The following is a 20,796-nucleotide window of genomic DNA, read 5'->3' as shown; positions in this document are numbered from 1 at the left end:
AGATATCTCGATTATTCATCTTCATTAGTATCGTTAACAGTCGCCCCATTGGATTCCACTTCAACACGAGTGACCCGCTGTAAACCTCTTGGTAGCTTGCCGCCACGACGTCCACGTTCACCCCGGAAGTTATCTAAATCAATCGGCTTCAATCCAAGTTTACGCTTACCGGCATATAGCGTCACCGTCACCCCATAAGGGATCGCGAGAAGTTGAGAGACCACTTCTTCACGCGCTTTCGCTTTAGCGGATGGAATATTGATGATCTTATTGCCTTTACCTTTGCTTAATTGTGGTAAGTCCTTGATCGGGAATAGCAACATTCTACCGTCGTTGGTGATCACTAAGATTTCATCTTTATCAATATCGGAAACTGGACTTGGCGGTAGCACTTCTGAATTTTCAGGAAGATTTATTAACGCCTTACCACTGCGGTTTTTCGATAAGAGATCCGCGCCTTTACATACAAAGCCATAGCCGGCATCCGATGCAATTAACCATAATTGATCTTCTTCACCCATCAACACTTGACGAATTTGACTGCCTTCAGCAATCCCTAAACGACCAGTAATGGGCTCACCCTGGCTACGGGCGGAAGGAAGAGAATGGGATTCTAATGAATAACTACGTCCATCAGACCCCAAGAACACCGCTGGCTGATTACTCTTACCATGCGCATGTGCCAGATAACCATCCCCCGATTTATAGTTCAGAGATGAAGCATCGACATCATGACCTTTGGCGTGGCGGATCCAACCTTTTTCAGATAACACAACGGTAATGGGTTCACTTGGAATCAAATCACGCTCAGTTAAGGCTTTTGCTTCCGCACGCTCGACCAAAGGAGAACGGCGATCATCGCCATATTTCTCTGAATCCGCTTGGATTTCTTTTTTAATCAAGGTATTTAAACGACGATCAGAGCCGAGTAGTTGCTCTAGTTTTTGACGCTCTTTTTCTAACTCATCTTGCTCGCCACGAAGTTTCATTTCTTCGAGCTTAGCTAAGTTACGTAAACGAGTATCTAAAATTGCATTCGCTTGAATTTCGGTAATCCCAAAGCGAGCCATTAAGACATCTTTCGGCTCATCCTCAGTACGAATAATTTCAATCACTTCATCAAGATTTAAGTAGGCAACTAATAAGCCTTCTAAGATGTGTAGGCGATCTAATACTTTATCTAAACGATATTGTAAGCGTCGACGTACCGTGGTTTTACGAAACTCAATCCACTCTAATAAAATTTGAACGAGGCCTTTCACTTCAGGGCGGTTGTCCAAACCAATCATGTTTAAGTTAACACGGTAGTTTTTCTCTAAATCGGTCGAGGCAAATAGATGATTCATTAACTGATCACAATCAACGCGATTTGAACGAGGTACAATCACAATACGAGTTGGATTTTCATGATCGGACTCATCTCGTAAATCATCCACCATCGGCAGCTTTTTCGCACGCATCTGATTGGCGATTTGCTCAAGCAGTTTAGCGCCCGATACTTGATGAGGTAATGCCGTAATAACGATATCCGACCCTTCTTTATGCCACACGGCACGCATCTTAATGCTGCCACGGCCATTACGGTAGATTTTTTCGATATCAGAAGGCGCAGAGATAATTTCCGCTTCAGTTGGGTAATCCGGGCCTTTGACATACTCCATTACTTCGCCCAATTCAGCTTTTGGATTGTCAATCAAATGCACTGCAGCACCAGCAATTTCACGCACGTTATGTGGTGGAATATCGGTCGCCATCCCCACCGCAATACCAGTGATACCATTGAGTAAAATATGAGGCAAACGTGCCGGCAGCATTTTCGGCTCTTTCATGGTGCCATCGAAGTTTGGCGACCACTCAATCGTGCCTTGACCTAATTCACCCAGCAACACTTCCGCGAATTTAGACAGTTTCGCTTCGGTATAACGCATTGCAGCAAATGATTTAGGGTCATCTGGCGCACCCCAGTTACCTTGACCATCCACTAATGGGTAGCGGTAGGAGAAAGGCTGAGCCATCAGTACCATCGCTTCATAACAAGCTGAATCACCATGAGGATGATATTTACCTAGCACGTCACCAACAGTACGAGCTGATTTTTTATACTTTGCCGCTGCAGATAAACCAAGCTCAGACATCGCATAAATAATACGACGTTGTACTGGTTTGAGGCCGTCCCCTACATACGGTAAGGCACGGTCCATAATTACGTACATTGAATAGTTTAGATACGCATCTTCTGTAAATTTGCGCAGGGCTAACTGTTCAACGCCATCAAATGTTATTTCAGAACTCATTGATTAACCTTTTCTTATTCGCTAGCCATTTTATAGTTCGACATCAGCCTGATCGCCGTATGCTTGTAACCAATTACGACGGTCTTCTGCGCGTTTTTTACCTAGCAACATATCCATCATTTCCATGGTTTGCTCATCATCATCAATCGTTAATTGCACTAAACGACGAGTGTTTGGATCCATGGTTGTTTCTCGTAATTGTAATGGGTTCATCTCACCCAAACCTTTGAATCGCTGAACATTAATTTTAGCTTTCTTATTACTTAAACGTTCTAAAATGCCATCTTTTTCTGATTCATCTAAAGCGTAAAAGACTTCTTTTCCACAGTCGATACGGAAGAGTGGCGGCATGGCAACATAAACATGGCCAGCACGAACCAAAGATTCAAAATGACGCATAAATAAGGCACATAATAAAGTCGCGATATGCAAACCATCGGAGTCTGCATCGGCAAGAATACACACCTTACCGTAACGTAAACCATCAAGACTATCGCTATCCGGATCAATACCTAACGCCACTGAAATATTATGAACTTCATCTGACGCCAATACTTGGTCTGAAGAAACTTCCCAAGTATTTAAGATTTTGCCGCGCAATGGCATGATCGCTTGGAATTCACGGTCTCGAGCCTGTTTGGCCGAGCCGCCCGCCGAGTCCCCTTCCACTAAGAAAAGCTCGGTACGGCTAAGATCTTGCACCGAACAATCGGTTAACTTACCTGGTAGCGCAGGCCCAGACGCCACTTTTTTACGCACCACTTTTTTACTGGCACGCATACGGCGATGAGCATTATCAATACAACTTTGTGCAAGTAACTCTGCTATTTGTGGTTTCTCGTTAAGCCATAAACTAAAGGCATCTTTCACCACACCAGACACAAATGCCGCCGATTGACGAGAAGATAAGCGCTCTTTAGTTTGTCCTGCAAATTGTGGGTCTTGCATCTTAATTGACAACACGTAAGCACAGCGGTCAAAAATATCATCACCGGTTAATTTAACGCCACGAGGCAATAGATTACGGAATTCACAGAACTCGCGCATCGCATCTAATAAACCTTGGCGTAAACCATTAACGTGAGTACCACCTTGAGCGGTTGGGATCAGGTTGACATAACTTTCGGTAATTAAATCGCCACCTTCAGGTAACCAAATAATCGCCCAGTTAGCGGCTTCAGTTTGCGCGATAAACTCGCCAGTAAATGGTTCTTCAGGTAAAACAGGAAAGCCTTTAACCCCTTCCACTAAATAGTCTTTCAGACCATCTTCATAAAGCCATTTATGCGTTTTATCGTTAACTTTATCGATAAACTCAATTTCAAGTCCTGGGCATAACACAGCTTTGGCTCTTAAATTATTCACCAAGCGGCTAACAGAGAAATTACCAGAATCGAAATAGGACGTATCTGGCCAGAAATGAACGCTGGTTCCGGTATTACGTCGTCCACAAGTACCAGTCACTTCCAGCTCTGAGACTTTATTGCCGTTTTCAAACGCGATTTCATAGACTTGACCATCACGCTTAATGGTCACTTCAACTCGTTTTGATAGTGCATTTACGACGGAGATCCCTACCCCATGTAAACCACCAGAAAATTGGTAGTTTTTATTTGAGAACTTACCACCAGCATGCAATTTACAGAAAATCAGCTCCACCCCTGATATTTTTTCTTCTGGGTGAATATCGACTGGCATGCCTCGACCATCATCTGTCACTTCTATCGATTGGTCAGCATGAAGGGTCACTTGCACTTTAGACGCATGACCGGCTAAGGCTTCATCGACACTGTTATCGATAACTTCTTGCGCCAGATGGTTTGGACGTACGGTATCGGTATACATTCCCGGGCGACGGCGAACCGGTTCGAGCCCGTTTAAGACTTCAATCGCACCAGCATTATATTGTTCAGTCATAATAAAAAGATATTCTCAAAAAAGATGGTAGCCATTTTGGCATACAAACGATGTCACATTGTATGTTATTGGAAACATACTCTGTATCCCCACATCTAATGTCAAGTTAAGCCACAGAGAAATGAAGGATTTTATAATTTTTTAAAGGATTCTCTTACAACTCTTGCCGTAAAAACGTCTATTTTAACGTTAATCCCAGCGATATATTTACCGTTATTGAGTGATCGTTTTTACTAAAACTGTCATCACTTAGCAAAGTTAGAGTTGCAAAAATTCAACGATTTGTTGAGGGTAACGTTCAAAATCAACAAAGCTGTGATCGCCTCCCGCTTCTATTGTAGCGCGACTGGCGTGGTACTTCTCAACCGCTTGGCGATAATCGAGTATTTCATCCCCTTTTTGTTGTAACAACCAAAAATCTTGCGGGGTTTTAAGCTCTAATACCTCAAGTGCTCTAAGTTCTAAAATATGTTTAGTCTCTAAAACATAATTTTGATGCGTATAAGGATTCGTTTGCTGGCCAAGGAAATCAACCAATAATTCATAAGGACGAACCGCCGGATTCACAACCACCGCGCGGCAGCCGTATTTATCGTTTAACCATGTAGACAAATACCCACCAAGAGAGCTCCCGACTAAACCGATCTTATAATCTCGATGATGATTACTCACAAAGGCATCTAGGTAATCAGCGGCACGCTTTGGAAAGTGAGGGAGTTGCGGAATTTCTAGCTTAATATCGGGACGATGTTGCTGGCAGTATTGGCGAATAACATTGGCTTTATGAGAGCCGGGTGAGCTATTAAAACCATGTAAATATAACAACATTGAAGGTTTGGACACGATACACTCCTCAGTCTTTTGTTGAGGTTCATTGTACACCTAATTGGCATATTGAAGCCATCTTACCAAACTTCCTTTTATTCCATCATACCGGCCACAATAATGAATGCTAACGGTATTAATACCCTTGAGCCTCAAAGTTAGGAAGGAATACTTCGCCTTCTAATCGATGTACTTGGGTTTCAAGCTGGCCATTGGATTTCAGTACTAAACTGCGCCAGCCAGGAGCAACACGGTCTAAAGCAAAATCGTTGGATTGTGGCTTAAATTGAATACAAGTTGATGGGCTCGTCAGTACTTCTACTTGTTGATGAAGTTGATGGAAGTTTTGATGTACATGACCACATAAGATTGCTTTTACGTTGTGATAAGGCTGTAGTGTTTGCCAAAACTCATCACTATTGTGTAAACAATGCTGATCAAGCCACTGACTCCCGACTAACAATGGATGATGATGCAGTAATACTAGGCTAAAACGCTCAGGATATTGAGATAAACAATCCGATAAAAATTGCAATTGTTGTTGATTCAAAAAGCCATGTGGGCTTCCTTCTGCTTGGCTATCTAATAAAATGATTTGCCAATGTTTACCCGCTAAAATATGAGTATCTTGCTGGATTTGAGTTGAAGGATAAACACTTTGCATACTCGGTTGATAATCATGATTACCCGGTAACCAATAGCAAGGCTTTTTCAAAGGGGCAATGCCTTGCTCAAAACGCGCATAAGATGCATCGGTGTGATCTTGAGAAACATCGCCCGTCATAATTAAAGCGTCATAATCAAATGGTTGTTTTTCTATATCCGTTACAACCGCAGAAAAGCTGCTCAAGGTATTCACCCCTAGCAACTCCCCTTTGTCATCAGCAAAAAGGTGCGTATCGGTAATTTGAACCAAGGTAATATCGTCACAGTTTGATTCAATACGTTTTGGTTCAATCATGTTGGGAAAATCTTTTTTCAAGGCTGCTAACTCAAATATACGGCTGTTGATATTAATAAATTGGGGCTCGGCTAATTCCGTGCCTTAAACAAAAGCTTAACCACTCACCAAGAAATTGGTTTACTTGAAACTTTTCGTCTTTTTGCATCATTCTTTTATTAGGATAATCATAACGCGCTTCCACTCTAGAAATCTGCTCACTAGCACACACTTCCGCAACTCGAGCATCACACTGACAAACATCGACCAAGGTGGTATAGCGAGTGATCTCTTTTATCTCTAATTGATATGCCATTTGAGAAACTTGATACGAACGAGTATCCCCTACCGTAGGATCTATCGGTAGTAAGGAATTCATTTTGGCATAATTAGTTTCATAAACTCGCATTAAACCAGCAAGATCAACATGATACTCTTTTTGCATTCGTAACCTTTCAATTTTTTATCAATAATTGAAACCACTTGGAAAATATTCACTCACTCCAACGCAGCTTCAATTGCTGATGGTTTAACTCTAACCATAATAGAGCAATAATAGTGGCACCATTTTCAATCACACCTGACCCGACCAGCTGATAAGCTTGTTCACGACTCATCACATGAACTTGAATATCTTCATCTTCGTCGTCCATCCCATGTACACCAGATGCTAACGCGGCATCTACTTGACCAATGAATACATCTAAAGTTTCAGAACAGCCGCCAGATGACGGATAATAATGGCTAATATGCTCAATTTCTCCAACTTCAATCCCTGCTTCTTCTTTCGCTTCACGACGAACAACTTGCTCTAGGGATTCTTGTTTATCATTGATACCAGCTATGATTTCTAACTGCCAAGGTGAAGCATGTTCCAATGCACCAACCCGAATTTGTTCAATTAATACGACTTGATCGCGAATAGGATCATACGCAAGTAAAGCCGCCGCATGCCCCCTTTCAAACATTTCACGAATGACGGGTTTACTCCACCCACCGTTGAACAGTCGATGTTTAAAGGTATATTTGACCACTTTAAAAAAACCATCAAATACCGTTTCTTTACTCTTTAATTGCACATCTTCAGGCTGAAAAAGAGACTTAAATGGTTTAAAGTTCATGATGACTCATCTTTTTTATAGGATCGCTGATCTAATCATGATAGTGATGAATCAACAAGCTTTGCTATAATTTTTTTTGATAAATATTGAGTTTTTTTGAATTTTAACTTACTTTACTATCCATTCGGACAGTAAGTGGTAAATTAGTGTAAAAGTTTGCATAACATTTTAGCTACTTAGGTTACAATCTAAGCCATGTTGTCTATTAATTTTATAAGCGGGAAAAGAACCATGAAAAAACTGCTTCCACTTATCATTAGCCTTACTCTGGGTGGCATTCACCTTGCGCACGCTGATGATTTGGCAGAGATTTATAATCAAGCAAAAGAAAATGATCCTCAGTTATTACGCTCAAAAGCGGATCGTGATGCAGCGTTTGAAGCGATCGAATCAAGCCGCGGTAACCTTTTACCTCAAATTAATTTGACCGCAGGATACAACATCAACCGTAATATCAATGCTCATAACAGTGATCCTATCAGCATTTCTCACAATGCAACGGAACAAAATGCATTCACGGCTGGTATTAACGTCTCTCAAGAATTATATCGTCGTGATAGCTGGGTAAACTTAGATATTGCAGAGCAAAATGCTCGCCAACAAGATTCAGCTTACGCAGCAGAACAGCAAGCAATGATCTTGCGTGTATCACAAGCATACTTTGACGTGTTACAAGCGCAAGACAACCTGACGTTTATTCAAGCAGAGAAAAAAGCGGTAGGTCGTCAACTTGAACAAACTAAACAACGTTTTGAAGTAGGTCTATCTGCTATCACCGATGTACATGATGCTCAAGCACAATACGACAGCGTATTAGCCGATGAAATTTTGGCAAAAAATGATGTCACCAATAGCTATGAAGCGTTGCGTGAAATTACTGGCCAACCTCATAAAGATCTTAGCGTATTAGACACACAACGTTTCTCGGCGAATGTACCCCGAACCGACCAAAATGCATTGGTTGATGAAGCACAGCAGAAAAACTTAGATTTACTGACTGCACGTATCTCTCAAGATATTGCCAAAAGCAACATTTCTTTAGCGCAGTCAGGTTATACCCCATCATTAACGCTTGATGGTGGTTATCAATATTCAGATATTGATGAGCATGATGATCACTCTGCAACGAGAAACTACACCAGCAATGATTACAACATCGGTGTAAATTTAGTGGTTCCACTATACCAAGGTGGTACAACTAACGCTGACGTGAAAACAGCCCAATACCAATACGTATCAGCGAGCCAACAATTGGAAGCAACATACCGTAATGTTGTGAAAAATGTTCGAGCTTACTACAACAATATCAATGCATCGATTGGTTCAATCCGAGCTTACGAGCAATCTGTTGTTTCCGCTAAATCGGCATTAGAAGCAACGGAAGCCGGTTATGAAGTCGGTACTCGTACGATTGTGGATGTTCTTGATTCAACTCGTCGTTTATACGATGCGAATCGCCAGTTATCTGATGCGCGTTACAGCTATGTCATCAGCGTACTTCAGCTAAAACAAGCGGTAGGTACATTAACCGAGCAAGATATTCTCGATATCAATGCCGGTCTTAAACGTCCATCATAAACTCTGAACGGACAACATCAGAGTCGTTTTGATTTTCGCTTATACAAAAACGCCACTTCAGCTTTGAAGTGGCGTTTTTGTATTGATTGTCTCGTCCTGAAATGTGTTTACACATTGAGGACGAATTATGACTACTTCACATAATCTCTACGTTAAGCGCACTCAGCGTGATTACACACTAGGCTTTAAATTACAGGTTGTCGATGCTGTTGAAAAAGGCGACATGACTTATAAACAAGCCCAAGCTATCTATGGCATTCAAGGTCGTTCAACGGTTTTAACCTGGCTAAGAAAGTTCGGAAAAATGGACTGGACGCAAAATCCAAGGAAGAAAGCCATGCATAAAACAACGAAACCCAATGAATCTCCAGCTCAAAAAATTAAGCGACTTGAAAAAGAATTGGAAGATGAACGACTAAAGAATCTCTTTTTAAATGAAGTCGTTGATATCCTTGATGCTGAGCACGGGACTAGCCTCAGAAAAAAGTATATCGCCAAGGAGCAAGAAGCCTTCAAAAAAAGAAAGGGCTCAGCCTAGCTCGAGTCTGTAGGTTGTGCGGCATATCGAGACAAAGCGTTTATCAAAGAGAAAAGCGGGCAGCTCACCGTCAGGTAGAGCTCACCCCCATCAAGCAGATGGTTTTAGAACTTCGGCGCTATATGCCTCGAATAGGTACTAGAAAATTGTATTCCTTACTCAAACCAAAGCTGCAAGAAGAAGGAATTAAACTAGGTAGAGATGCACTCTTTGATTACTTACGTGACGAACGTCTTCTCGTTAAGCCTAAGCGCAGTTTTACGAAGACGACCAATAGTCGACATTGGATGAAAAAACATCCTAACTTGCTTAAAGACTATAAACCTCGTCATATATGGACCCACCCAGTTTGCAAGTGATTTTGAGCGTTTAATAAAATAGTTATTGCCTTCATATATTCGGCTTATTAATAGGGCTTTAATCCCATAGCCTGGATGCAATCTGCTGCTACTTAACTTTATCATCCCGACGGCTTCTAAGAGCCTATGACGCAGGTAGTTTTTAAGTAGCTCAGTTTAACTGTTTATTATCCATTCAAACTCATTTCGCAACTGATGGTGAGTGTTTTACTCTATTACTTCTTAAACGTAATCGACTTGATAGCTTTCATTCTTGCTGATTACTGCCCAGACGATTCTTGCTAACTTATTTGCGACTGCAATACTGGCTTGGTTGTGATGCTTTTCTTTTTTAAGCCTTTGAGCCCATAGGCTCAATTTATCATCTTTCATTTCACAATATTTTAAAACCGTTCGAGCACCATGATTCAGTAAAGTGCGTAAATAAGGATTACCTCGTTTCGTTATCCCTAACAAAACGCTTTTTCCGCCAGTTGAGTGCTGTTTAGGCACCAACCCGCACCATGCTGAAAAATGGCGACCATTTGAAAAATTATGTCCATTTCCAATGGCAGCATAAAGTGCCGCTGCGGTGATAGGCCCTATACCAACAACGGTTTGGGCTCGAAGACAGATATCATTTAATTTAACCATGCCTTCGACTTTTTTATCATACTCTTTAATCACAGATTCAAGCTGTATGAGCTCTTCATAGAGTTCAGAGAATAAGGCTCGACTTGTACTGGTTAAATCATTTTCAGCATCTTCTAAAAACTCTGGCAATTCTTTCCTTAAGGCTGCTCTGCCCACCGATGAGATAATTAATCCATATTCTGCGAGCAAGCCACGGATTTGATTGCTGAGCTGTGTTCGACTTTGAATATGTCGGTCACGTACTCTCAGTAGCATTTGAACATCTTGTTGTTCTATTGTCTTAATCGGTACAAAAGTCATATTACTTCGTTGAGCCGCCTCCGCTATCGCTTCGGCATCATTGAAGTCATTTTTATTTTTTCGTCTATAAGGCACCACATATTGTGGTGCTATTAATTTTACTTCATGACCAAGCTCTTTGAGTTTTCTTCCCCAATGGCTTGCACTTCCACAAGATTCAATGACAACCAATGTTGGCTCTAATGTGCTAAAGAAAGGAAGAACTTCAGAACGAGTTAGCACTCGTTTTTTAACTTTCTTCCCGACTTGATTAACACCATAAAAATGAAACTTATTTTTTGCTATATCCAAGCCAGCTGTTGTAATCTTCATAGTGGACCTGCCCTTATTTGATGTAGTTTGACACTTTCATCATGGCTCATTGCGAAGCCGTATAAAAGGGTGGGTCCATTACATTATCCCGAAGATGTGTTGGTGAGTGACATAACCTATGTCCAATCTAATGAAGGCGTGCATTATCTCTCGTTAGTTACTGACGCCTTTAGTCGGAAAATTATGGGCTATGAGCTCAGCAATGAAATGAAAGCGACGGATGTTGTAAAGGCTTTAGATATGGCGATAAAAACACGTCAGTATAGTTGCTCGTGTATCCATCATTCAGATCGCGGGCTTCAATATTGCTCAGGTGTTTACCAAGACAGATTGAAAAAGGAAACCATCAAGCCATCGATGACGGATGGTTATGACTGCTACCAGAATGCATTAGCAGAAAGAGTAAACGGCATCCTGAAACAAGAATTTTTACTTTATGAGTGTAAGGATATCGTTGAGCTTAAGCAGTTAGTAAAGGAATCAATCAACATCTATAACAATATGAGACCGCACCTGAGTCTTGGGATGAGAACCCCGAATGAGGTGCATGAAAAAGCCAACGGCTAACGCAGTTGGCTTAGTATAAAACTGTCAACGTATTTTAGGACGAGACAGATGAAATAGTAGCTATTATTTAAAACACCAAAGCGATTAGCCCTTGCCGCCTTTAATGGCGTTAATGATTTCTGATGTTGAACAACCATCCTCAAAATTTAATACTTTGACTTCACCACCCGCGGCAATCACTTCTTCGCCTCCAGCAATATCTTCAGGTTTATAATCACCACCTTTAACCAGTATGCTTGGTAATACTTCGGCAATTAAGCGCTGTGGCGTGTCTTCACTAAAAGGTACCACCCAATCAACCGCACCAAGTCCTGCCAATACTGCCATACGACGATCCGTTGGGTTCACTGGTCGGCCAGGACCTTTAAGGCGTTTAACTGAGGCGTCCGTATTCACGGCAACAATTAACTTATCACCAAGCTCAGCAGCATTGTTCAAATATGACACATGTCCTGCGTGCAAAATATCAAAACACCCATTGGTCATGACAACTTTTTCACCACGGGCACGCGCACGTTTTACCGCTTCAATTAAAGCCGACTCACTAATCACACCATAATCGGTATCTTTGCTACCATGAATCGCTTCAGCCAGTTCAATGGTTGATAACGTTGACGTACCTAGTTTGCCAACAACCACGCCAGCTGCAGCATTCGCTAATGCACACGCTTCTTTTAAATCTTTGCCTGCGGCAACGGAAGCGGCTAATACCGAAATAACGGTATCACCAGCACCGGTCACATCAAACACTTCTTGAGCTTGCGTTGGTAAATGGAATGGCTCTTCACCACGGCGCAGTAATGTCATACCATGCTCACTGCGAGTCACCAGTAAAGCTTCAAAATCAAACTTTTCAATTAACGCTAGGCCTTTTTCAACCAGATCTTGCTCGTTCTTGGTTTTTCCAACCACCAGTTCAAACTCAGATAAGTTTGGCGTTAATAATGTTGCACCACGATAACGTTCAAAATCGGCGCCTTTCGGATCAATAAACACCGGAACATTTGCCGCTTTTGCTTGTTGGATCATGGTTTGAACGTCCTCTAACGCACCTTTACCATAATCCGATAAAATCAATGATTTCACCTGAGGCAAATATTGCGTCATACGATCCAACAAAGGCTGTGAATCAACATCTTCAAAGCTGTCTTCAAAATCTAAACGGATCAACTGTTGGCCACGGCTCATCACTCGTAGCTTAGTGATCGTTGGTAGATTGGGTACCGTGACGAAATCACAGGTAACATTCAGCGATGAAAGTTTTTGATTCAACACTTGAGCAGGTTCATCATCACCGGTTAAACCAACTAGTTTTGCATTACCACCTAATGCTGCAATGTTCATGGCAACGTTCGCGGCACCGCCTGGTCGTTCTTCATTATTCTCAATCTTAACCACCGGAACAGGGGCTTCAGGCGAAATGCGTCCTGTTGGGCCATACCAATAACGGTCTAGCATTACATCACCAATGATCAATACACCAGATTGGGCGTAATCAGGCAAAATAGGTTTCATACAGTTCTCCGCACGCTTAATGGTCGAGTTAAATCTGCGATCATTAAGTCAAAATTAACGTAATTATGTCGATAATATCACAGGCTTATATTCAAGTAACGGCCTTACCTTACTAACCTAACCAGCGCTGCCATTGGGCGACAACACACTCTCGCTGTTCAATAAAACGAGTGTCATCGACGTCAGCATCTAAATTTAATAAGTTTCTATGATGAGTCTCGTCACGTAAGCAAGTATAAGCGTCGATTAACTGTAATGACTCTTGTGCACTCATTAATCCTTGCTCAGCCGATTTTTCAAGAATACGAACATTATCCGACCATACCGTCAGTGCTTGATGAGCATGACTATATTGCAACACGAGATATTGAACTAAAAACTCGACATCGGTAATGCCACCTTTATCTTGCTTGAGCATAAAGCGACCTGGCTTCTTCGCGCTTAAATGTTCGCGCATTTTCTCTCTCATTTCAGTGACGTCTTGCTTTAGCTTTTCTGACGCTCTCTCTTGAGTTAACACTTTATTACGTATGAGCTTGAAGCTTTCCGCCAATTGCGCATCACCATAGATCATACGAGCCCGCACTAATGCTTGATGCTCCCAAGTCCATGCTTGTTGCAATTGATATTCTTCAAAGGTTTCGGTCGCACAAGCCAGTAATCCTGAAATGCCGGATGGTCTCAATCGAGTATCGATATCATATAAAATGCCAGATGGTGTTCGAACGGAGAAGATGTGAACGATTCGTTGCGCTAATCTTAAATAAAATTGGCGTCCATCAATTTCTTTTTTGCCGGTGGTATAAACATTGGTTGGGCAATCATGCAAAAACACCACATCAAGATCCGAGTTATAACCGAGTTCCCATCCCCCTACTTTGCCATATCCAATAACGGCAAAACCTCGGCCTTCTCTATCCGCCAAATGACTTGGCTCTCCATATTTTTCGGTTAACTGTAACCAAGCTTGTTGAACCACCGCGTCGACGATCGCCTCAGCCAAGTAAGTTAAGTGATCACTCACTTTCATGACAGGAAGCACACCGGCGATATCGGCAGCGGCAATACGTAAAATACAAATTTGTTTAAACTGACGCAGTGCCTCCATTTGCTGCTCCATATCGTCTTCTGGAATTCGAGCAAGAAAATCTCGTAACTCCGAACGATACTGATGCAGTTCAATCGGGTTATACAATTGTTGTGGGTCGATCAGTTCATCGAGCAAAATTGGATAACGGCCAAGTTTCTCTGAAATCATAGGGCTTGCGGTACATAAGCGCACCAGCTGCTTCAGAGCGCCAGGATGCTCTTCAAGTAATTCAAGGTAGGTGGTACGAGTCACAATATTATTGAGTAAATGCAGTACTCTCGCTAAACCAAATTGCGCATCTTTATGGGAAAAAACAGCATCGAAGACTTTTGGCATCAAGCGAACTAACACTTCTCGCCCGCGTGGACCCAGCGTTTTTTTCGCAAGATCTTGTTTAAAACGCACAATGACGTCCGCTAAGGAAGCCGCATGTTCCGAGCCGACATCTTGCTGTAAAATAGTTTCTAGTACATCCACTTCTGTAGCCATATCCCACATTTCAACAAAATATGGCGCTATCAAATTATCGGACTCCTCCTCTTCCCCAATGAGGTCAATAAAGATTTGATGTACATTGTTCATATGCTGAAACGCGCTATGGATCAAACTCTCCCAATCAGGTACTGACATAGCAAAGGCTAAGCGTTGTTGGTCAAGTTCATCATCGGGTAAGGTTTGGGTTTGCTTATCACCAATCGCTTGCAATAGATTTTCTAAGCGACGTAAAAACAAGTAAGACTCACGTAAAGTTCTCACCTCTTGCGACTCAAGCAACCCAAGCTCATCAATGGCGGTTAAGGTTTCAAGTAATCCTCGTCCTTGCAAGCTAGGTTCTCTGCCTCCTCGGATCAGCTGGAAAACCTGTACAATAAACTCAATTTCACGAATGCCGCCCGCTCCAAGCTTAATGTTGTTACTCAACCCTCGACGACGCACTTCCGCACTAATCATAGATTTCATTCGGCGCAGAGATTGAATCGCACTAAAATCAATATAACGGCGAAATACAAACGGCCTTAGCATCTGACGTAACTCTTGGTATTGTGGATACATTTCACATCCCATTACGCGAGCTTTAACCATCGCATAACGTTCCCAATCACGCCCTTGCTCTTGGTAATAATCCTCTAATGCCGCAAAACTCATAACGAGAGGACCACTTTCCCCAAACGGACGTAATCGCATATCGACGCGATAGCAAAAGCCATCTAACGTGGTTTGATCGAGCGCTTTAATGACTCGCTGACCTAAACGAGTAAAGAATTGAGCATTGTCCAAGCTACGACGCTTACCTTGAGTTTCCCCATTTTCTGGATAGGTAAAAATAAGATCAATATCGGAAGAAAAGTTCAGTTCACCGCCACCAAGTTTCCCCATCCCGATTATCAGCATAGGTTGGGCTTCTCCCTCTGCATTACATGGTGTACCCCATTCTTCACAGCACACTTTATATTGCCATTGATAGGCTTCAACAATCATCGCCTCAGCTAACATAGAGAGATGCTGTAAACTGGTTTCTAATGGCCATAATTGCAAAAAGTCACGCCAAGCAATGATCACCATTTCTTGACGACGAAACAAACGCAGCTGATGCAGGAAATCCACTTCATTGGTGCATTGAGATAAACGTTGTTGTAACTCGTGCCGATAAGAGTCTACTCGTTTTGGGACCGTAAGCAGTTGGGGTAATTGTTCGACCAATTGAGCATCACAAGCCAAGGACTCGGCAATAAAATCACTTAAGCCCAATACTCTCTCAAGCTGCTGTTTATGTTCATTCGACCATTGAGCTAAGCTGTCTGGGCAACGTTCAACTAAAGCATTCATGGCTAATTGAGAATGGGCTTGTAATGAAGCAGGCAAACTCATAGAAACTCCTTGTTCCATTCGGTCTGTTGATTGTTGGTCGTTTATCTCGTGCATGATAAAGTGCTCAGCACATCATTGAATGCTCTACTTTGTTTTATTCTGCGTTAGAAATCAATTAATAAGGACACACCATGGCTAAGGTGCATAACGACTCTGACTTTAAACCAATGAGTTTAATGTCATTATTGCTTTCGTTTATCTCGGTTGGCATTGTGATGTACCTTCTGCTCTACCCACAAGATAAAGAATCTCGTCATACATTATTAGGTATAGACACCGCTATTTGTCTGTTATTTTTACTCCAGATCGTCATTGACTGCTGCCGCGCTCAGCACAAATTACGTTATTTACAATCGCATTGGTTAGATATCGTGGCGAGTGTTCCTGGTATTGAAATTTTACGCCTTTCTCGAATTTGGCATATTTACCGTATGCTGGCTTTATTCAAATATGGCACGACGTTTATCAACCAAGTAAAACAAAACCGTAAAGAAGCCACGCTAGCGACCATTTTCACGTTGCTGATCATATTAGTCTGCAGCGGCTCGATCTTTATGTTGATGTTTGAAAGAGACGCCATTAACAGCAATATCCACACGGCAAGTGATGCGCTATGGTGGAGTTTGGTCACGATATCAACCGTTGGTTATGGTGACCACTATCCAGTGACTTTAGCAGGGAAAGTTTTAGCGACCGCTATGATTGTTTGTGGCGTGGGTATTTTCGGCATGATTTCTGGTTTAATCACCTCAATCTTAACCTCTCCGAGTCAAAAGGAATCTCAACATACCGAAATATTGCAGCAACTCCTGACTCAACAACAAACTATGCTCGATAAAATTAATCAGCTAGAACAGCAATTACAACCGCAAAAACCGCACGATAAAAAAGTCGAATAACAAACATAAAAAAAGGGATCATATGATCCCTATTTCTTTATGTTTAGCTTGAGATTAATTATTTCGATGCCAGTACGGTGAGGCTTCAATACAACGAGCACGTGTCTGCTCCATCGCATGCAAAATCGACATTTCTTGGCGTCGAATCCAGCGCTCTAGTTGCTCTTGGTCTGAAGCATCCAGTCCCGGCAATAATTGTTGTAATGGTTCTAACGTCAATAAATCATCAATACCTTCAAGCAAGTCGACCCAAGGTAAACGAAATTGAGTACGCAATTCTAAGTCAAATAAATAAGCAAAGGCTAAACCAGTAAAGAGATTACGCTTAAGGCGAGATTTCTGATCGATGTAATCTTGGCGCGATAACTCACGCTCAACAGGGAAAGCTTCAATTAACTCGGCCCAACTGCGATCCAATTGTTTCATTGCGAATGGCTTAACATCTTGTGACATTTTTTCACGCGCTTTCTCATCCAAAAACGGCTGCCATCCTTTCGATAAAATCCAACGACTTAAATCGAGTAAAACCGCGGTATAACGAGCCGATTCAAATAATTTTAAAATCGATTCAGCATCCGGCAAGGCTTCTTTCTGTTCATTGAGAACCGCCACCAATTGTTTTTGGCAATCCAATTTACGTAAGGTATAGCCTTTATCTTCAGTCAGGTCCTCTAAATATTGTGAGGTTTTGAGCCAAGATAATTCATCTTCTAACCACTTAAACTCCTGGCGCAATAACGCACTGGCCCTACGTGGAATGATACCGCCATACACCGAAAAAAGCTGACGGATAAAATGAATGGCGTAATCGATTTGTTCTAATGCTTCAACCGTTTGTTGCTCAGTATAGATTTGTTCATGGTAATGCCAATGAGATAAACCATGCTCAAGAGATTGGATAAAGCATTCTTCTACACTAAATTTAGGGTCGGTTTCAATTAAGGCAAAATCTAATACTGGGTCAGAAGTATAATTTTGAGCTAAACGATAACCTCGTGCTGCTTTGCTTAAATTGCCTAAGCGCATGCCGCCTTGATCCGATAAAATACGCGCAAGAGCAAAGAGTGACTCGGTTTGTCCAGACTTAAGCTCTAATTCTACTTCACAAATCGGTGACTGCTGATCGCCAGCAATCACAACACCTTGATCGAAAGCAACTTCAATTTGGCTGCCATCAGGCATACTAAGTAACCATTGTTCACGCTCAAAGTTAGTCGCAAAGATAGGCACTATTTCTTGCTGTAAAACTTGCACTTCTCGACCTGATGGCCAAATATCATCAGGGTGAAGCAAAAGATCAGGTTCATTACTGGTATGTTCAGCATTGTATTCCGGACGCTGGTGCAAACCGGCAACCACCCGACCTGAGGTTTTCACCGTTTGAACATACACACCATCACTTTGACGAATACGTAAACCAATATCATGATCACGTAGCCAAGAGTCGGCCGTATCAAAGTAAGTATTGCCAAGTGCTTTTCGGCTATGCTGAAGAACTTTGGTCTCGGCAAGCTTTTGCTTTAAAATGTCAGAGAAATTAGGTGAAACAAAAAACTTAAGTTCTATCTCGGTTTCCATAGTGATACCTATCGTTGATAACACAGAAAGGATATTGCGGAATTGAGTGGCGAGCAAGAGAGAAATATACTTCGCTTTAACATGATCTAAAATAGTATGAATGCTTTTCAGATTAAGTTAACATGCGCGACTTTATAGCACAGTCCAGTATTTGAGCTAAAGTCAGCCAAATGTCCCATGGGTTATATTTTTTTGTAGGTTGAATAACCATGCCAGTAAATACGATAATGGGGTTATTTGCAAAGTCCCCTATTAAGCCTTTGCAAGAACACGTTGTATGTGTGAACCAATGCTGTTCACATCTAATCCCTTTCTTTGAAGTTTGCGCTAAAGGTGATTGGGAAGAAGCGAATAACATTCGTGAAACCATCTCTCGTCTAGAGCGTGAAGCTGACGTGTTAAAGCGCGAGATCCGTCTCAAACTTCCACGCGGTCTTTTCATGCCGGTCGATCGTACCGACATGCTAGAACTCCTTACTCAACAAGACAAACTTGCTAACCTTGCAAAAGATATTGCAGGGCGAGTTATTGGCCGTCAATTGGAAATTCCAACGCAGATGCAAGAGGCTTTTCTCGCTTATGTGTCTCGTTGCCTTGATGCGGCAAGCCAAGCTCAAGAAGTGATTCACGAGTTAGATGAATTACTTGAAACCGGCTTTAAAGGCCGTGAAGTAACACTTGTTGCTGAAATGATTAATCAATTAGATGAAATTGAAGATGACACTGACACGATGCAAATTGAGCTTCGTCAACAGTTAATGGCCATTGAATCTAAATACAACCCAATTGATATTGTATTCCTATACAAGATCCTTGAGTGGGTTGGTGGTATTGCCGATCAAGCACAGCGTGTAGGTGCTCGTTTGGAAGTCATGTTGTCTCGTTCTTAAACGTTCGACACAACTAAAATAAACAAAACAGTAAAAAATAACTGATACGGTAAGTGCAGGGTGTGATTCCTTGCGCCGAACTTACCTACATTGTTATCTCAAAAACTAGGTATTACGATGGATATCCTCGCAAACTACGGCACTATTTTAATTATAGTTGCAGCGTTATTTGGTTTCCTAATGGCTGTTGGTATTGGTGCAAATGACGTTGCCAATGCAATGGGTACGTCTGTTGGCTCTAAAGCGTTAACAGTAAAGCAAGCAATTGTTATTGCCATGATTTTCGAATTTGCTGGGGCTTACCTAGCAGGTGGCGAAGTAACTGACACCATTCGTAAAGGGGTTATTGAAACGTCACTCTATGCATCTCAACCTGATGTATTGGTGTACGGTATGATGTCTGCGCTTCTTGCGGCGGGCACATGGTTACTTTTAGCGTCTTATATGGGCTGGCCGGTATCGACCACTCACTCCATCATCGGTGCAATCATCGGTTTTGCTTGTGTTTCAGTCGGTACGGACGGGGTTGATTGGCATTCAGTACAAGGCATCGTTGGGAGTTGGATTGTCACCCCTTTCATTGCTGGTATCTTTGCCTATGGCATATTTGTCAGTGCTCAGCGCCTAATTTTCGATACTGAAAATCCGGTTCAGAATGCTAAGCGTTTTGTACCTGTTTACATGTTTATTACTACAATGGTGATTGCGTTAGTTACCATCAAGAAAGGCTTAAAGCACGTAGGTCTTCACCTAACCCACAGTGAAGCTTGGATGTATTCAGCGCTGGTTTCTGCCCTTGTGATGGTTTGTGGTTACATTTACATCAGTAAAAAGTTTGCCGATCAAAAAGAAGATCACAGCTTTGCTGGTGTTGAAAGTATCTTCAGCGTATTAATGGTTATCACAGCTTGTGCAATGGCGTTTGCTCATGGCTCAAACGATGTTGCCAATGCAATTGGTCCACTCTCTGCGGTTGTATCTACCGTTGAACACATGGGTGAGTTAGCTGAAAAAAGTACGATTGCATGGTGGATTCTACCGTTGGGTGGGATTGGTATCGTGGTTGGTCTAGCGACCATGGGCCATAAAGTAATGGCAACCGTAGGTACCGGTATCACTGAGCTAACCCCTAGTCGTGGTTTTGCTGCTCAACTTGCAACTGCAACGACCGTGGTACTGGCATCCGGTACGGGCTTACCAATCTCAACCACACAAACCTTAGTGGGTGCAGTATTAGGTGTTGGTTTTGCTCGTGGTATTGCAGCATTGAACCTAGGTGTAGTACGTAACATCGTGGCATCTTGGATCATTACTCTACCAGCCGGTGCCGTGCTTTCAATTGTGTTCTTCTACGCAATTCAAGGTGTCTTCGCATAATACAATCAAGCGATCGTCGTAAGGCATTCTGTCATCGCTATGTCATAATTTTTACGACAAGGTAAAAAGAGGGAGCGAAAGCTCCCTCTTTTGTTGCACCTCAAGCTGAAACTTCTTACTATTCGGTATTCTTATTGTTCATATCCACGCAATGATGGGGATATTTAAGGGTTGCCTGTTTTATCAGGCTTGTG

At 42.1% G+C, this 20,796-nt stretch carries 14 protein-coding genes and 2 pseudogenes; 6 read left to right on the top strand and 10 right to left on the bottom strand.

Annotated elements, in window-relative coordinates; translation table 11 throughout:
• Nucleotides 1–11: 11 nt before the first annotated feature.
• The 6 genes from parC to nudF all read right to left on the bottom strand — a co-directional run bounded on the left by parC (nt 12) and on the right by nudF (nt 7,097).
• The gene (parC, locus tag VRUMOI_RS02540) at nt 12–2,294 is read right to left on the bottom strand and encodes a DNA topoisomerase IV subunit A (protein ID WP_089139231.1); all 2,283 of its coding nucleotides are present in this window, start codon (nt 2,292–2,294) and stop codon (nt 12–14) included.
• Nucleotides 2,295–2,324: 30 nt separating this feature from the next.
• On the bottom strand, nt 2,325–4,211 hold the full coding sequence (parE, locus tag VRUMOI_RS02535) for a DNA topoisomerase IV subunit B (RefSeq protein ID WP_089139232.1): 1,887 nt from the start codon (nt 4,209–4,211) through the stop codon (nt 2,325–2,327).
• Nucleotides 4,212–4,469: 258 nt separating this feature from the next.
• A complete protein-coding gene (yqiA, locus tag VRUMOI_RS02530) occupies nt 4,470–5,057 on the bottom strand; it encodes an esterase YqiA (RefSeq protein WP_174208806.1) in 588 nt (195 codons plus the stop codon).
• A 115-nt stretch (nt 5,058–5,172) separates the two neighbouring features.
• Entirely contained in the window at nt 5,173–5,997 is an 825-nt protein-coding gene (gene cpdA / locus VRUMOI_RS02525) for a 3',5'-cyclic-AMP phosphodiesterase (RefSeq protein ID WP_089139233.1), read from the bottom strand.
• Between the two features lie 52 nt (nt 5,998–6,049).
• Nucleotides 6,050–6,436: a DUF1249 domain-containing protein gene (locus VRUMOI_RS02520; RefSeq protein WP_162598384.1), complete on the bottom strand. Its 387-nt coding sequence runs from the start codon at nt 6,434–6,436 to the stop codon at nt 6,050–6,052.
• Between the two features lie 34 nt (nt 6,437–6,470).
• Nucleotides 6,471–7,097 (bottom strand): ADP-ribose diphosphatase, encoded by a 627-nt coding sequence (nudF, locus tag VRUMOI_RS02515; RefSeq protein WP_089139235.1) that lies wholly within the window; start codon nt 7,095–7,097, stop codon nt 6,471–6,473.
• A 231-nt stretch (nt 7,098–7,328) separates the two neighbouring features.
• On the opposite strand from nudF, the gene tolC reads away from it, so the two are divergent.
• Nucleotides 7,329–8,675, top strand: a complete 1,347-nt coding sequence (gene tolC / locus VRUMOI_RS02510; protein WP_089139236.1) for an outer membrane channel protein TolC — start codon at nt 7,329–7,331, stop codon at nt 8,673–8,675.
• A gap of 127 nt (nt 8,676–8,802) precedes the next feature.
• A pseudogene (locus VRUMOI_RS02505) lies at nt 8,803–9,539 on the top strand (helix-turn-helix domain-containing protein); the annotation flags it as partial.
• Between the two features lie 255 nt (nt 9,540–9,794).
• Here the strand turns inward: VRUMOI_RS02505 and VRUMOI_RS02500 are convergent.
• Complete coding sequence (locus tag VRUMOI_RS02500) at nt 9,795–10,817, bottom strand: IS110 family RNA-guided transposase (RefSeq protein ID WP_110410634.1); 1,023 nt, start codon at nt 10,815–10,817, stop codon at nt 9,795–9,797.
• An 87-nt stretch (nt 10,818–10,904) separates the two neighbouring features.
• Between VRUMOI_RS02500 and VRUMOI_RS02495 the strand changes: the two are divergent.
• Nucleotides 10,905–11,384, top strand: a pseudogene (locus VRUMOI_RS02495) (IS3 family transposase); the annotation flags it as partial.
• 84 nt (nt 11,385–11,468) lie between these two features.
• Here VRUMOI_RS02495 and hldE read toward each other — a convergent pair.
• Nucleotides 11,469–12,899 (bottom strand): bifunctional D-glycero-beta-D-manno-heptose-7-phosphate kinase/D-glycero-beta-D-manno-heptose 1-phosphate adenylyltransferase HldE, encoded by a 1,431-nt coding sequence (gene hldE, locus VRUMOI_RS02490; protein WP_089138251.1) that lies wholly within the window; start codon nt 12,897–12,899, stop codon nt 11,469–11,471.
• Nucleotides 12,900–13,011: 112 nt separating this feature from the next.
• The gene (glnE, locus tag VRUMOI_RS02485) at nt 13,012–15,858 is read right to left on the bottom strand and encodes a bifunctional [glutamate--ammonia ligase]-adenylyl-L-tyrosine phosphorylase/[glutamate--ammonia-ligase] adenylyltransferase (RefSeq protein WP_089138252.1); all 2,847 of its coding nucleotides are present in this window, start codon (nt 15,856–15,858) and stop codon (nt 13,012–13,014) included.
• A 131-nt stretch (nt 15,859–15,989) separates the two neighbouring features.
• Here glnE and VRUMOI_RS02480 point away from each other — a divergent pair, with 131 nt between their 5' ends.
• Entirely contained in the window at nt 15,990–16,757 is a 768-nt protein-coding gene (locus VRUMOI_RS02480; RefSeq protein WP_231897481.1) for an ion transporter, read from the top strand.
• Between the two features lie 54 nt (nt 16,758–16,811).
• Here VRUMOI_RS02480 and VRUMOI_RS02475 read toward each other — a convergent pair whose 3' ends face one another.
• On the bottom strand, nt 16,812–18,335 hold the full coding sequence (locus VRUMOI_RS02475) for a CYTH and CHAD domain-containing protein (protein ID WP_089138253.1): 1,524 nt from the start codon (nt 18,333–18,335) through the stop codon (nt 16,812–16,814).
• Nucleotides 18,336–18,544: 209 nt separating this feature from the next.
• Between VRUMOI_RS02475 and VRUMOI_RS02470 the strand changes: the two genes are divergently transcribed.
• Together VRUMOI_RS02470 and VRUMOI_RS02465 are read left to right on the top strand one after the other, a co-directional pair.
• Complete coding sequence (locus VRUMOI_RS02470) at nt 18,545–19,225, top strand: TIGR00153 family protein (protein WP_089138254.1); 681 nt, start codon at nt 18,545–18,547, stop codon at nt 19,223–19,225.
• 117 nt (nt 19,226–19,342) lie between these two features.
• Nucleotides 19,343–20,602 (top strand): inorganic phosphate transporter, encoded by a 1,260-nt coding sequence (locus VRUMOI_RS02465; RefSeq protein WP_089138255.1) that lies wholly within the window; start codon nt 19,343–19,345, stop codon nt 20,600–20,602.
• Nucleotides 20,603–20,796 lie beyond the last annotated feature (194 nt).

It is taken from the genome of Vibrio rumoiensis (assembly GCF_002218045.2).
Taxonomy (GTDB): domain Bacteria; phylum Pseudomonadota; class Gammaproteobacteria; order Enterobacterales; family Vibrionaceae; genus Vibrio; species Vibrio rumoiensis.
This window is presented reverse-complemented; position numbering and strand designations above follow the sequence as displayed.